The organism is Clostridium sp. BJN0001 (genome assembly GCF_022869825.1).
GTDB lineage: Bacteria > Bacillota > Clostridia > Clostridiales > Clostridiaceae > Clostridium.
Window position 1 is genome coordinate 2,218,265 of sequence record NZ_CP094971.1, and the last position, 15,020, is coordinate 2,233,284.

The 15,020-nt window shown below is 27.6% G+C and carries 11 protein-coding genes and 1 other annotated feature; of the genes, 3 read left to right on the forward strand and 8 right to left on the reverse strand.

What is annotated here, in order from left to right; genetic code table 11:
• Positions 1-12: 12 nt before the first annotated feature.
• Both cysK and MTX53_RS10885 read right to left on the reverse strand, forming a co-directional pair.
• Positions 13-924 carry a cysteine synthase A gene (cysK, locus tag MTX53_RS10880; protein ID WP_244833804.1) on the reverse strand — a complete coding sequence of 304 codons (912 nt, stop codon included), beginning with the start codon at positions 922-924 and terminating at the stop codon, positions 13-15.
• Positions 925-977: 53 nt separating this feature from the next.
• Positions 978-1,210: a binding site (T-box leader), on the reverse strand.
• Between the two features lie 68 nt (positions 1,211-1,278).
• The gene (locus MTX53_RS10885) at positions 1,279-2,529 is read right to left on the reverse strand and encodes a CBS domain-containing protein (protein WP_244833805.1); all 1,251 of its coding nucleotides are present in this window, start codon (positions 2,527-2,529) and stop codon (positions 1,279-1,281) included.
• A gap of 305 nt (positions 2,530-2,834) precedes the next feature.
• Here MTX53_RS10885 and MTX53_RS10890 point away from each other — a divergent pair, with 305 nt between their 5' ends.
• Genes MTX53_RS10890 through MTX53_RS10900 form a run of 3 tightly spaced genes read left to right on the forward strand, consistent with a single transcriptional unit; the run spans position 2,835 to position 5,843 of the window.
• Positions 2,835-4,700: a YgiQ family radical SAM protein gene (locus MTX53_RS10890; RefSeq protein WP_244833806.1), complete on the forward strand. Its 1,866-nt coding sequence runs from the start codon at positions 2,835-2,837 to the stop codon at positions 4,698-4,700.
• Positions 4,701-4,731: 31 nt separating this feature from the next.
• Positions 4,732-5,277, forward strand: coding sequence for a chromate transporter (locus tag MTX53_RS10895; protein WP_244833807.1), 546 nt, complete (start codon positions 4,732-4,734; stop codon positions 5,275-5,277).
• Entirely contained in the window at positions 5,274-5,843 is a 570-nt protein-coding gene (locus tag MTX53_RS10900; RefSeq protein ID WP_244833808.1) for a chromate transporter, read from the forward strand. Before MTX53_RS10895 ends, MTX53_RS10900 begins: the two co-directional genes overlap by 4 nt.
• 13 nt (positions 5,844-5,856) lie before the next feature.
• Here the strand turns inward: MTX53_RS10900 and MTX53_RS10905 are convergent, their stop codons facing one another.
• From MTX53_RS10905 to MTX53_RS10930, 6 genes are all read right to left on the reverse strand, one after another.
• Positions 5,857-7,713: a phosphotransferase gene (locus MTX53_RS10905; RefSeq protein ID WP_244833809.1), complete on the reverse strand. Its 1,857-nt coding sequence runs from the start codon at positions 7,711-7,713 to the stop codon at positions 5,857-5,859.
• Between the two features lie 90 nt (positions 7,714-7,803).
• Positions 7,804-8,820: a glycoside hydrolase family 5 protein gene (locus tag MTX53_RS10910; RefSeq protein WP_244833810.1), complete on the reverse strand. Its 1,017-nt coding sequence runs from the start codon at positions 8,818-8,820 to the stop codon at positions 7,804-7,806.
• Positions 8,821-8,834: 14 nt separating this feature from the next.
• Positions 8,835-10,049: a hypothetical protein gene (locus MTX53_RS10915; protein WP_244833811.1), complete on the reverse strand. Its 1,215-nt coding sequence runs from the start codon at positions 10,047-10,049 to the stop codon at positions 8,835-8,837.
• Positions 10,050-10,063: 14 nt separating this feature from the next.
• Complete coding sequence (locus tag MTX53_RS10920; RefSeq protein WP_244833812.1) at positions 10,064-11,488, reverse strand: MBOAT family protein; 1,425 nt, start codon at positions 11,486-11,488, stop codon at positions 10,064-10,066.
• Between the two features lie 28 nt (positions 11,489-11,516).
• Complete coding sequence (locus tag MTX53_RS10925) at positions 11,517-12,599, reverse strand: hypothetical protein (protein ID WP_244833813.1); 1,083 nt, start codon at positions 12,597-12,599, stop codon at positions 11,517-11,519.
• A 10-nt stretch (positions 12,600-12,609) separates the two neighbouring features.
• Positions 12,610-14,946 carry a glycosyltransferase gene (locus MTX53_RS10930; RefSeq protein WP_244833814.1) on the reverse strand — a complete coding sequence of 779 codons (2,337 nt, stop codon included), beginning with the start codon at positions 14,944-14,946 and terminating at the stop codon, positions 12,610-12,612.
• Positions 14,947-15,020: the final 74 nt, after the last annotated feature.

Genomic DNA, 15,020 nt, shown 5'->3' on the forward strand with positions numbered 1-15,020 from the left:
TAATAATGAGACTTAGTTATATATTCCCATGGAAATATACTTTTCTCCACCATCTGGGGCTATTGCTAATATCTTTCTTCCTTTTCCAAGTTTCTTTGCATAAGATATAGCAGCATAGACAGCGGCTCCAGATGATATTCCAATTAAAACTCCTTCATATTTAACAAAATCACGTGCTGTATTTATTGCATCTTCATCTGATACTTTTATTACTTCATCAACAAATTCTTTTTTATAAATCGAAGGAATAAAACCAGCTCCTATACCTTGAATTTTATGTCCTCCTGGATTTTCTCCACTTAAAACTGCTGAAGTTTCAGGTTCAACTGCAATTGCTTTTATATTTTTATTCTTCTTCTTTAAGTTTTCAGCTATTCCTATAACTGTTCCTCCTGTTCCAACTCCTGCAACAAATGCATCAAGATCTGGAATATCTTTAAATATCTCTTCTGCTGTACTCTCATAGTGCTTTTGAGGATTTGCTTCATTTTCAAACTGCTGTGGTACAAAGTATCCATCTTTGTTTCCTATTGCAGTAGCTTTTTCAATTGCACCTTTCATTCCTTTGCTACCATCTGTTAATATAAGCTCGGCGCCATATGCTTTTATTAAATCTCTTCTTTCTTTACTCATTGTTTCTGGCATTACTATAATTACTTTATAACCTTTTAGTTTACCGATAAAAGCTAATCCTATTCCTGTATTTCCACTTGTTGGTTCAACAATTGTATAACCAGGTTTTAATCTTCCATCTTTTTCAGCCTTTTCAATCATTCCAAGTGCAGCTCTGTCTTTTACACTTCCTCCTGGATTAAACTTTTCAAGCTTTACATAAACATCTGCTATATTCTCATCCTTTGCAAAATTGTTTAATTTTAAAATTGGTGTGTTACCTATTAACTCTAATACTCCATTATAAATCATTGTTGTCCCTCCTAAATAAATTTAAATATAAAAAAACTCCGTTCTCTAAATACTATAGAGACGAAGTAATATTCGCGGTTCCACTCTAAATTGGATAAATCCCTCTCATCAGGTACTTAAATTTAAAATACCATATCACTATAACGGGCGAACCCGGAGAACCTTACTAAACTTTCAGATTTCAACTCCAAAGGGCACTTCATATAAATTTTAATAAGAAGCTCACACCATAACTTCTCTCTCTGAAATCTTAATTTATACTACTTTCCTTTTTCTACGTTTTTAATTCAGACTGATTTGATATACTTTATATTTTTATTATATTCCTAATAAAGTAAAAGTCAACACATTTTTTTAATTTTTTTTCTTCCATAGAGGATATAAAAATTCATCTATAATATCATGTATTATAACAATACCTATTAATTTTTCTTCTTCATCTACTACTGGGACAGATAAAAGATCATATTTAGCAACTGTCTTTATTGCTTTATCTATATTATCTTCATTTTTAACAGTTGAAACAGATGTATCCATAACATCTTTTACTAAAACTTTCTTATCATTTAAAATTATATCATTTAATCTTAAAATTCCAGAATAAACCCCATACTCATCTGTAATACATATATAATACATCTCTTCTTCGTCTGGTTTCATTTCTTTTAATACATCAATAACATCACCAATTGTTATATTTAAATTTACAGAAATAAATTCCTTACTCATTATACTTCCTACAGTTTCATCTTCATACTGAAGGAGTTCTTTAACTTCATCTGCATCCTCTTTTTCAAGATTAACAAGAATCTTTTCACGTTCCTCGTCATCTAAGTCATCTAAAAGGTCAGCAATTTCATCTGTTGCCATGTTTTCAAGTACTTCAGCTTTTCTTGTTTCTGAAAGTCCTTTTATAATTTCTCCTTTATATTCAGAATCTATCTCTTCTAATGTATCTGCTGCAAGATCTTCATCAAGAGATTCTAATACCTTTTTTCTTGACTGTGAATCAAGTTCTTCTAATATATCGGCAAGATCTGCTGGATGCATGGTTGAAAGTTTCTTATATGGAACTACTATTTTTAAATTATTATCAACCATTTCAACAGATTCAACATCATCCCACATTAAAACTCTGTCTTCGTAATCCCATCCAAGCATTTTATAAAAAAACTTCATAAATCCTGCAATCTTAAGTCTTCTGTATCTTGCAAGTGGACCGGTTTCAACAGCTACTACTCTATATTCTCCTGTGATTTTAGCTATTCTTAAATCATTTACTCGTACTACTTTTTTCCCATCAATATCTACTATCTTTTTATCTAATAAATTTTCTGATAAAAGATATGTGTAATTCATAGGAAGGATTTCTTTACTGCCTTTAGTTCTTATCTTTACTCTTCCATCATTTTGAATAAACTGGATATCTCTAAACTCGTAGTAGAGCATTACCCCGTCCCTTTTTAATTTATATCCTATTACTCTTGGATAACCATCCTCTGTCGTAACATATATATCTTTTAATATTCCTAAAACATCATTAAATTCATCATATACTTTTTTTCCAAGCACATCAGAAAATAAAAATAAAGATAGCTTTTTCATAATTTCCTCCTTATTAATAAGCAGAAAGAAAAAACTATCTAAAATATAATCTTAAATATAAGTTATAAAAAAGATGTGAGAATTTTTATTCTGCCTGTACATATTAAAATTTTCCGTATGATAATTAATACTTTGAGGTCCATCCTCCATCTTATTCACTCCTTATAAATCAAAATTTTATTTACACCTACTAATTATTATATTACAACAATCAAAAAAGGCAATATTATTTTATCATTTGTAAAGTACTGTTCCATATGATAATATCAATTTGAAGAATATTAAAGAATTGGAGTTAATATATTATGAAACTCGGTACTCAATTTTTACCAATTTGTAAAGATGATATGATAAAAAGAAATATAGATATGCTAGACTTTATAATTGTAACAGGTGATGCCTATGTTGACCATCCTTCTTTTGGAACCGCAATAATAGGAAGAGTCTTGGAATCTCAAGGCTTTACTGTAGGAATTATAGCACAGCCTGATTACCACAGCACAGATGACTTTGTTAAACTTGGAAAACCTAAATATGGCTTTCTAGTAAATTCAGGTAACATAGATTCAATGGTAAATCACTATACTGCTGCAAAAAAAAGAAGACATGATGATTTATATTCACCAGGTGGAAAATCTGGTAAAAGACCAGATAGAGCAGTTATAGTATACTGTAACAAAATTAAAGAAGCTTATAAAGATGTTCCTATTGCTATAGGCGGAATAGAAGCCTCTTTAAGACGATTTGCACATTACGATTATTGGGATGACAAAATAAGAAGAAGTGTACTTATAGATTCAAATGCAGATCTTCTAATGTATGGAATGGGCGAAAAAACAATAATACAAATAGCAGAATTACTACGCTATGGTGCTAATTTAAAGAACATAAAATCTGTTCGTGGAACATGTTATGTTACAAAAGATATTGAAAATATAAAAGATTACATATTAGTCCCATCCTTTGAAGAAGTTTCAACAGATAAAATGGCTTATGCAGAATCTTATAAGCTTGAATATTATGAACAGGATTCTATAACAGGAAAAACTGTTATTCAAAAATATGGAGATAGATATCTTGTACAAAATCCTCCTCAAGAAAATCTTACTCAGGAAGAAATGGATTTTGTCTATAATCTTCCATATATGCGAACATACCATCCAATATATGAAAAAGACGGTGGAATTCCAGCAATAAAAGAAGTAAAATTTTCAATAACAAGCCATAGAGGCTGCTTTGGTTCATGTTCATTTTGTGCACTTACCTTTCATCAAGGAAGAGTTATTCAAAATAGAAGTCAAGAATCAATAATAGGTGAAGCTAAGCTTTTAACTAATCTTAAGGATTTTAAAGGATATATTAATGATATTGGAGGTCCTACTGCAAACTTTAGGCATAGAGCGTGTAAAAAACAAGAAACTTATGGAACATGTAAAACTAAACATTGTATGTTCCCTGCTCCATGTAAAAATTTAATAATAGATCACTCAGAATATCTTTCTCTATTAAAGAAAGTGCGTGAACTTCCAAAAATAAAAAAAGTATTTATAAGATCAGGTATAAGATATGACTACTTGATACATGATAAAAACGATGACTTTTTTAAAGAATTATGTAAACATCATATAAGTGGTCAGCTTAAAGTTGCACCAGAACATGTAGTTCCACGAGTTTTAAATGAGATGGGTAAACCTACAAGAAATATTTATGATAGATTTGTAAAAAAATATTTTGATATAAATCATAAATTAAATATGAAACAATACCTTGTTCCTTATCTTATGAGTTCACATCCTGGTTCAGACTTAAATGCAGCAATTGAACTTGCTGAATACATAAAGAAAATGGGATATACACCAGAACAAGTACAGGACTTTTATCCAACACCAGGAAGTCTTTCAACAACTATGTATTATACAGGTATAAATCCGCTTACTTCAAAAAAGGTTTATGTTCCAAAAACTCAGGAAGAAAAAGCAATGCAAAGAGCTCTTATACAATTTGGAATGCCAAGAAATTATGATACAGTAAAAAAAGCTCTTATAAAAGCACATAGAGAAGATTTAATCGGCAATGGGCCTAACTGCCTTATCGGATATGCCCCAAAAAACAGAGTTTATCATAATTATAAAAATAAACATAAAAAATCTATTAAAAATAATCATAAGTAGCAGATTTTAAATTTATGGAGGTTTTCACTTTATGAAATGTTTACTTGATTTGTTTATTGTTTTTATGCGCATTGGAGCATTTACATTTGGTGGAGGATATGCAATGCTCCCTATTCTCCAAAAAGAAGTTGTTGATAATAAACACTGGGTAACAGAAGAAGAACTTATGGACTACTATGCAATAGGACAATGTACTCCTGGCGTAATTGCTGTAAATACTGCAACATTTATAGGTTATAAAAAGAAAGGTGTTTTAGGTGCTATAGCTGCAACGCTCGGAGTTATTTTCCCATCAATTATTATTATAATTGTGATTGCAGCTTTTCTTAAAAATTTTACTAAATATACTATAGTTAAAGATGCTTTTGCAGGAATACGTGTATGTGTATGCGTATTAATATTAAAGGCTATAATAAAATTAGGAAAAAAATCAATAGTAGACAAAATGTCTCTTATTATTTTTATAACAATTTTACTATTAGCGATACTTACAAATATATCTACATCAATACTTGTAGTTTTGGCAGGACTTTTAGGAATATTAATAAAACAAATTGAAAAGGTGATAAATAAATGATATACTTATTGCTATTTATAAATTTCTTTGAAACTGGTCTTTTCTCAGTAGGTGGAGGTCTTGCTACTCTTCCATTTTTAATTGAAATTGGTGAGAAAACAAATTGGTTTACATCAGCAGATATTTCTAACCTTATTGCTATATCTGAATCTACTCCAGGTCCTCTTGGAGTCAATATGTCAACTTATGTTGGATATATTACTTCTGGAGTACCTGGAAGTATAGTAGCTTCTTTATCTTTAGTTTTTCCATCTGTTATCATAATAATATTCGTAGCAAAAATGCTTAATAAATTTAAAAATTCAAAGATTGTCCAAAATGCTTTTTATGGATTAAGACCTGCATCAACTGCACTTATAGCTACAGCATTATTTTCTGTAATAAAAATTACTTTATTACATATTGATCTTTATAAAGCACATAGAAACCTCACAGATTTATTTTTTATAAAAGGTCTTATTCTTGCATTTATACTTTATGTAGCTATGAAAAAATTTGATATTCATCCTATATTTTATATTATAATTTCAGCAATTATAGGAATTATATTCAAATTCAGTGTATAATAAAATAATTGATTTATTCAATTATTTTATTTATATTCATAGCAGCTCTTCTAAGTCTTTTTATACCATAATCTCCAAAATCAACTCCTTCAGATTCCTTTATTATTGTCCATAATGACCATAATATATCCTGAAGAATTTTATAAATATTAAACTTAGTTTTATCCTGATTCGATATTCCTTTTTTATCAAAATAAATTATAAACATAAGTTCATTATCATCATCAGAAAATTCATTTTCAAGAGAAAGCTCCGCTAAATCCCACATTTTATCATTAAATCCACTATATTCCCAATCTATTAAATATATTCTTCCATCACTATCTCGTATAATATTTTCTGAAACAAGATCATTGTGGCATGGTACTTTTTTTACTCCTATATTTTCAACTATATTTTTAAATTTATCTATTATAGGACTTAATTTATTATAACCATTATAATATGGCATCTTATTTTTTCTTATTATATCCTCATATTTTTTAATCTCGCTAAATACATTAAATTCATTTCCCATATGAAAATCTCTGCTATTATGAAGACTTTTTAAAATCTTTAATATTTTAAATAAATTTTCCTCTTTCTTTAAACTTCTTGTAGTTAAAGTTTCTGCATTATTTATATAATCAGAAATTTTTATTCCTGTCTCAACATTGAAATATTTAATACCTACATTAAATCCCTTTTCAGATGCAATAGCAGAATTAAACATCTCGTTTTTTCTGTCTATAATTTCATCTGTTCCAGCTCCTGGTATTCTTAAAATATACTCTTTATTATCTGCTTTTACTTTATAATTTAAATTTGTCATTCCTCCTGCAGGTGAAATAAGTATATTTTCTGAATTTTTTATATTAAATGCATTTATCATTATTTTTTTTATAGTATCAATCTCATAACTTTTTTCTCTCCTTTTTATTGTAGGATACAAGAAATCTTTTATTTTTTCATATTTATCTTCTCCATCAGCATCACACCATATAAGATCATCTATTTTTATATACCCTATATTATAATCTCTCGATACATCAAGAAGCATATATTCATAATTCAGATATGGATTAACGTTATCTTTATATTCTTCAAGCATCATCTTATATAATTTAAGAGATATTTTTGTAATTCCTATCATTTCTCCATCTATTTTATTAAATTGATGTATATCCTTTGACATTTTAAACAAATGATTATTTTTTATTTCTACAAAGGCTTCATCGCCTGATCCGCTTTCGCTCGTTATTAAAATCGAATCTCTATTTTCATCTTCTACTAAATCTTTTATAGCCCTTTTTTCAAAAATAAGATCATTTTCAATTAAAAGGAAATCATCATCAATATATTTTTTAGCTAAAGAAAGTGAATACATAGTACCTGTCCATTTATATAAATCATTCTTCACAATTTTTATATTATTGTAATCTTTAAATTTTTTTTCATAAAGACTACTCTTATATCCTGTAACAATAACTATCTTATTTATACCACTGTCTTTAAGTATATCTATTATTCTGTTTATAATACATGTATCTTGAACTTCTAAAAGACCTATTGGTATATCAAAGCATTTAGTTTTTCCTGCAGCTAATATAACTGCCTCTTTTACTACTTTTTTATTCTTTTCATGCAGATTAATTCTACTATCTTTTGAACATAAAATTTCTTTTTCTAAAAATTTCATACCTTTTTCTGTTACTTTATAAAGGATTTTATTATTAATTATAGCCCTCTCTATAAAGTTTTCTTCTGTAAATTCATGAAGAATTTTATTAACTTTTCCAAGTGACATATTAACTTTTTTTGCAAGTTTTCTTTGACTTATATTAAAATCATCATTTAGTGCCTGTATTACTTTTATCTTATCATCTAACATAACTTCCCACCCCTAAAAAATAGCATCGTTCATTAATTGAACAATGCTATTTTAATATTTTTCTTTTGATTTGTCAAATATTAGTATGAATCAGTTACTTAATAATGCATCAAGCATTTGCTGATTCCATGAATAATCCTCTTTATCATATATACCAAATTCAGATGCCAGTTCCCAATATGCCCAACTAAATCCACTTTTTTCAGCTTGCTCTCTTACCTCTTTTACCCATTTTTCTCTAGTTTCCTCTGGTGCTTTTTTATTTACACCAAATTCCCCAAGGAAAACTTTTTTGTTATTTTGCTTTCCATACTCCTGTGCTATATAAAACTTATTCCTTATTTCTCTTTTTTCATCATATGTGCCACTCCATTCAATATTTTTTAAATTTTCAAAACCTTCATGGTTCTCACTTCCCTGAAATGTCACTTCATTAGGTTCATAATAATGAAATGAAACAATTATATTATTATCATCTTTAGGAAGCACTAAAGAATTTAATCTATCTGCAGAATAATAATTATCAGGGCCTGCAATTATTATTCTATTTTTATTTTTTTCTCTTACAATCTCTATTGCATCATTTAAAAAAGTATTCCATATATCTCCGTTTAAATTATCGCGAGGTTCGTTTAAAATTTCAAACATCAATTCATCTGGATAATCTTTATACCTTTCAGATATCTGTTTCCACATGCTTAAAAAACATTCTTTATATCCATAAGGATCATCCATTATCTCTTCAAAATGATGCATATCTATTATAACTTTCAAATCACATTTAAGCGCATAATTTATATAATGATCTATCTTCTGCATAAATTCTTCATCAAGAATGTATTTAGGAGAGTCTTTTGCATAATCTGAAAATCTTATAGGAAGCCTTACTGCGTCAAAGTGAGCATCCTTTATATCATCAAAATATTTATCATTAATTTGTACATCCCATGGTATGTCTTTTGGAGCTTCAAGTGCATTTCCAATATTCATACATGAAGTAAATTTAACCTCATTTTTTTTAGGTCTATTATAAAAATAAAGAATACATATTATAGAAATTATTAAAAAACAGCTTATGCTTAAAATTATAATTGCTCTTTTTTTCATAAAGTAATACCTCTCTAGTTATTATTAAATTTGAAAAAGTCCTCTGTAAGATCTTCTGGTGAAAATAATACAAAAACAAAATCAAGATTCTTTACACTATTAACATAATCCTGAATATTTCCTTCAAAATATCTAGGATCAATTAGATATACATCTGAACACATTGTTGACATAAATGCTGCAACAGGAACAGCAAATGAATCTTTTACAAAAAGAATCTTAGGTCCATTTTTGTTTTCTTCATTTGTTATATGAATAATTCCTCTATTTCCAAACAAATATGATGAATACATATCTGCTTCAAGTTCATAATATGATCTTCCATCTTTAAATGCATATTTACTTATTAATGCATCTTCAAATCTTCCGTTTATTGAAAATTCATCAATCTTAGTCTTTGCATATAATGTATATGATGTTTTAAACTTAGGATAAATAAGAGTAAAATCGTCAACTGTGCTATAGCTCATTCCTGTTTTTCTTCCCATAGATCCTAAATATGAATTCTTATATTCTAAAAAGTTATAATTTTCATCATTCATATAATAATTATTTTCATCAAGATTTATATCATACATTTCTTGAATCTTTTTTACAATCTGTTTTGTTTCCCAAAATGCCGTATTAGTGCTCCAATGATGATCTGTATTATAAAAGAGTTTATCATGCGGTATTGGAGCTTCTAAAAGATTCTCTCTAAGATCAATATTATTTATTTTATAGAAATCAAGCTGTCTTAAAAAATTATCTGCTGTTTCATTATTATAATTGTATGGTATCCTAGTTGAAAGTGTTGTATATCCTCTTACAAATTTATCAGGAGGCATTATATATATAAACTTTGTATCTTCATTTTCTATATTATTTTTAAAATCATACGTATTTTTAACTATACTGTTAACAGGATTAGGGCCTGTTGTAAAAAATGTATAATGAAGCTTTCCTTGCTTATCCTTTATAACTTCAAAATTATTTTCTTCATTTTTTCCGATAAGCTTTTGAAGATAACCATATTCTTCAACAAATATATATTTACCTAATATATTATCATTTATAATATCTTCTGCTGATTTTATTGTTTCCTGAATACTTTTACTGCACGATACATTCTTATTAACATCTTCATATATCTCGGAATACGAATTTATAAAATTTAAAATTGAGAAGGAAACAATAAAAATAACAAATAATGCTGCTGTTATATATTTTTTAATAAAAAATCTCTCCATTTGTATCCTCCTTCTTAGAAATTGAAATAAATAAACGGATTATATGTGCCCTTTACTAAATAGCTTATACATATAATAAATATCATCATCATAACAACTGGATAGAACATAGATACTAATACATTTTCATCAGACTTTTCTACTAAAAATTTATTTATTCTTCTAGCTATTGGAGTTGAAAATATTATTGCTAAAGCAAAGAAAACAAGATTTTCTTTAATAAACATAAATGAATAATCACTCCAATTAGTGTTAAGTCTTATCATAAACATATTAGAAATATATTTTCCAGCTTCAATAAGATTTGGTGCTCTAAATAAAACCCAGCCAATATTTATTATAAATAGAGCATATATATGCTTTATAATATTATTTATTTTTAACTTCTCAAAATTAAAAATCTTTTCTAATGCAATAAATACAAAATTTAAAAATCCCCATATTATGAATGTCCATTCAGCTCCATGCCATATTCCTGTAAGCACCCATACAACGAAAATATTTCTTATAAGCTTATCTTTATTGTTTACTCTTGAGCCTCCAAGCGGAATATAAACGTAATCTCTAAACCATGAACTTAATGATATATGCCATCTTCTCCAAAATTCAGTAATAGATTTTGATATGTATGGATAATTAAAATTCTCATTAAATTTAAATCCAAACATGAGTCCAAGTCCTATTGCCATATCAGAATAACCTGAAAAGTCAAAAAATATTTGAAGCGTATATGAAATTGAGCCAAGCCATGCAAGTGTTATTGGAATTGTCCCTTCTGCACTCATGTTAAAAACTCTGTCAGCAATTATTGCCATGCTGTTTGATATAAGTACTTTTTTACAAAGTCCTATAATAAATCTGCAGCATCCTACTGAGAATTTTTTTAAATCTTCTTTTCTATTATAAATTCCCTCTTCTATATCTGAATATCTAACGATAGGTCCAGCAACAAGCTGTGGAAAAAATGATATGTAAAGTCCTAAATAGAAAATATTTTTCTGAACTTTTACTTTAGAATTATATACATCAATTACATATGATAATGCCTGAAATGTAAAAAATGAAATTCCTATAGGCAGTATTATCTTAGGAACTGTAAGTGAAAAAGATGGATACATTTCATTAATATTTCTAAAGACAAATCCAAGATATTTAAATATAAAAAGCATTCCTAAATTCAAAATACATGCTAATATAAGTATAAATTTGGACGCTTTTTTATTCTTTTTAAGCTTATCTATTAAAATACCTGCTATATAATTTATCACTATAGAAAAAACCATAAGAAGCATTCTTTTTCCTTCACCCCATGAATAGAATGCAAGACTAAAAATAAGAAGTACTGCATTTTGAAGTTTACGTGAAAAGAAAAAAATATAATAAAGTATGAGTACTAATGGTAAAAAGTAAAATATAAATGTTATAGTAGAAAAAAGCATTTTTCCTCCTTGCCAAATTCAATGAATTTTATTTATTTTTCTTCCATAGATAATATCTTCTAAAAATTAAAATAGGAATACATATTGCAGTAATTCTTAAAAAATACAATACATATTTATTGAAAAGTAAACTATTATATATATTTAATATCTGATTTTCATCACTTTCTTTTTTTATCATGTCCGCACCATCAACTTTAGTTGTCCATGACTTTACTAAATCTACATCTATTTCCTGACTTATCATTTCATCTATTTTAGCTATAATTCGAATCTTTTTTTCATCTGCATCTGGAAAAACCGTAAGCTTTCCATCATCTGTAATAGATGCATCTGATAAATCATCTAAAAGTTCATATTTTGTATTTAATTTTCTATCAAGTCCACTATTATCAGAAAGTTTATACTCTGCTATACTCTCTCCATCGATTGGTATCTGAACTTCTCTGTCTCCAAAAAATTTTATATTGGAATCAAAAATAAACTCATTATCAGTTGAATTAATAAATGATAACTCTCCAATTGAAAGTTTTTGTCTGCTTTCCTCTTTTGTTACTGTAATAAGTCTAAAAATTGAAGCAGATGATAATGAAGAGTAGAAGCTTTCTTCATTACTAAAAGAATCAAAAGGCACATATACTATTCCATTAAATTCTTCAGAAAGTTTAAAGCTTCCGTTTTCTGCAAATTCTCTTTCTATAAAAGATCCATTATCCTGAATGCATACAATCTTTTCATCCTGCACCTTATATATTTTTCCATCAGTTGACTGAATATCAAAATTAATTCTTATTTCCTCATCAGAATCATTTTTAAAATAAAGTGCAATACCTTTATAAATAGAAATATCTTCATTTATTTCCGTTTCAAATGAAGCACTGTAATATCCTGACTGTAAAACTCTAGTATCTATATCAATATTATATAAAGAAGCATCATCTTGTGATAAAGTAACTTTTTCTCCATCAGTAACATATGAAACTTTAAAATCATATGTTTTAGGCTCCGATAAATCTATATTAGGCTTATTCTCTGCATAAACATTTTTAAAACTAATAAAGAAAACAGCTATAAGCAAAATAGTGAATCTTTTTAAATTTTTTATATTCATTCTTCTTCTCCTATGCATTTAAATAATTCATTTCATTAAACTCAGAATCATCTTTTATCGTGTTTTCCTCATCATTAAAGTTATCCGTTTTAAGCCATTTAAATAAATCTGCTTCACTATTTTCATTTATAAATATTGATTTATAATTTTTAACTTCAAATATATATATAAGAAAGTCTTTTTCATTTTCTTCTCCATTATATTTAATCATGCTCTTTTCACACTGAAGTACTAATTCATCAGAAATTTTAATTTCTAAATAGTCAGAATTTTTAGATAACATATCGAATTTTAAAACTATATATTGATAATTAAAATTTAAAATCACTGCATCATTATAACCATTTATAGAAATCTTTTTATACATAGAAATTCTTGGCAGCTTTCTATTAAATAAGATAGTCTTCTTACCCCTTTTTAATACATTTAATCTAATATCATCAAAAATACTATTGCTCTTGCTTATCTTACTTGGAAGTGATGGAACTCTATCATATATTATTCCCAAAAGATTTTTATAATTATCCTCATCTATATCTTCAATCTTAAAAGCAAATTTCCATTTATCCTCTATCTTAGCAGCATGAACAACTGAAGCATCAAATATAGCTGTATATCTTTCTGTTGACACTTTAAGCTTCACACTTTTATCATAAGGAATATAAAAAGGATCATCTAAAATTACAGAAACTCCTCCTTCAGAAATATCTTTTGTCATACATTTTATTTTTCTTTTCTCAAACAATATACTGCATTCTGTTTTTACATTCATTCTTTCTGATTTTCTAAAAGCCTGTCTTCCAAGCATAAAGAATATTGACATAAAAATATTATAAAAATTAGTAACAAGCCAGAATAATAAAACAAGATAGGCAGGTGTCCCTAATATGAATGTCCATTTGATGCAATTTATAATTCCTATTATTGATAATATAGCAAGTACAATATGAGGAGCTGCCTGTTTTAACTGATAATTTCTATCCTGAAGTGCTCCTCCTTTTCTTGTTACAGCAAATTTATTCTGTGATATTCCAAATGTTTCTAAAAGAACAGAGAAAAACAATGCTGGGAAAAGTATTGTTTCATATACGTTTGTCCACTTAGTTGTTCTTATGTTACGTGAAACACGCTTTAATGATTCTGAACTAAAAAGATACATTGGTAGCCAAAAGATAAGTACCTCCGCAATGTTACATTTAAATATTGTTACTCCAAATACTGCAAATAAAATTGGAGCCATTATATATATGAGTCTTTTAAGAGGACTGTACCAATACATAATAGCTGACATATAACTAAGCTTCTGACTTAAATTAAGACCTTTTCTAAAAAGAATATTAAGTCTTCTTCCAGTCTGAATACATCCTCTTGCCCATCTCTGTCTCTGTTTAATAAGTCCCTTTAAATCTTCTGCTGAAAGTCCAGATGCATGTACCTCATCTATTGCATAACAGAGATATCCTTTACTCTGTATCTTCATACCTGTAGCAAAATCTTCAGTTATAGCCTTTACATAAAATCCTCCTACATCTATAAGCGCTTCCCTTGATATCATTGTATTAGAACCTCCATATATTACGGAGTTACTTTTATTTCTTGATACCTGTATATCCCTATAGAAATAATCCTGTTCATTTGGAATTCTAGATTCTGAAAAAAGATTATACTGAAAAAGATCTGGATTATAAAAACTTTGCGGTGTCTGAATAAAACCTATCTTTCCTTTTCTGTTTCTTCTAGCGTTTATTCCATATTCATCTTCAAGTTTTTGAGCATTTTTTAAATCTTTTATAAAATATGGAACACATGCAGTTAAAAAATCATGCATTGGTATCATATCAGCGTCAAAAGTGACTATAAGAGGTGATGATGAATTCTTAAGAGCATTATTTAAATTTCCAGCTTTAGCATCTTTATGCTCTTTTCGTGTTAAATAATTTACTCCCATATGATTTGCTAATTTTCTCATTTCTTTTCTATTAGAATCATCACATATGTATATGTGAACTTTATCTTTATCTGGATATTCCATGTTTATACATCCATTAATTGTTTTATAAAGAAGTTCTACAGGCTCATTATATGTTGCTATAAATACATCCACATGTGGCAGAAAATCTTTTGACAATATACGCTCATCTTCCGTAAGTTTAGGATAATCAATATATGACATATTATGATAATGTATAAATTCCTCGATCATTCCTAAAATCTCAACTATAAGAAGATAAAAAGCAGCTATTAATGAAATAATTCCATATCCAAAAGGAATTGTAAAAAATATTCTCCAAAAAAGATATATTACCGATGTAATTACCGTTCCAATTATTAATAATTTATTCTTCATCTCTTTTCCTTTCAATTTTCTATTTTTCGTTATATTTCGTTCTTTTTCGCTTTTATTTATATAATATATTATAT

Bases quoted from the DNA above. Each gene is read 5' to 3' on its own strand.
- cysK (WP_244833804.1), bottom strand. From the start codon at position 924: ATGATTTATAATGGAGTATTAGAGTTAATAGGTAACACACCAATTTTA.
- MTX53_RS10920 (WP_244833812.1), bottom strand. From the start codon at position 11,488: ATGCTTTTTTCTACTATAACATTTATATTTTACTTTTTACCATTAGTA.
- MTX53_RS10905 (WP_244833809.1), bottom strand. From the start codon at position 7,713: ATGTTAGATGATAAGATAAAAGTAATACAGGCACTAAATGATGATTTT.
- MTX53_RS10925 (WP_244833813.1), bottom strand. From the start codon at position 12,599: ATGAATATAAAAAATTTAAAAAGATTCACTATTTTGCTTATAGCTGTT.
- MTX53_RS10930 (WP_244833814.1), bottom strand. From the start codon at position 14,946: ATGAAGAATAAATTATTAATAATTGGAACGGTAATTACATCGGTAATA.
- MTX53_RS10885 (WP_244833805.1), bottom strand. From the start codon at position 2,529: ATGAAAAAGCTATCTTTATTTTTATTTTCTGATGTGCTTGGAAAAAAA.
- MTX53_RS10915 (WP_244833811.1), bottom strand. From the start codon at position 10,049: ATGGAGAGATTTTTTATTAAAAAATATATAACAGCAGCATTATTTGTT.
- MTX53_RS10900 (WP_244833808.1), top strand. From the start codon at position 5,274: ATGATATACTTATTGCTATTTATAAATTTCTTTGAAACTGGTCTTTTC.
- MTX53_RS10910 (WP_244833810.1), bottom strand. From the start codon at position 8,820: ATGAAAAAAAGAGCAATTATAATTTTAAGCATAAGCTGTTTTTTAATA.
- MTX53_RS10890 (WP_244833806.1), top strand. From the start codon at position 2,835: ATGAAACTCGGTACTCAATTTTTACCAATTTGTAAAGATGATATGATA.
- MTX53_RS10895 (WP_244833807.1), top strand. From the start codon at position 4,732: ATGAAATGTTTACTTGATTTGTTTATTGTTTTTATGCGCATTGGAGCA.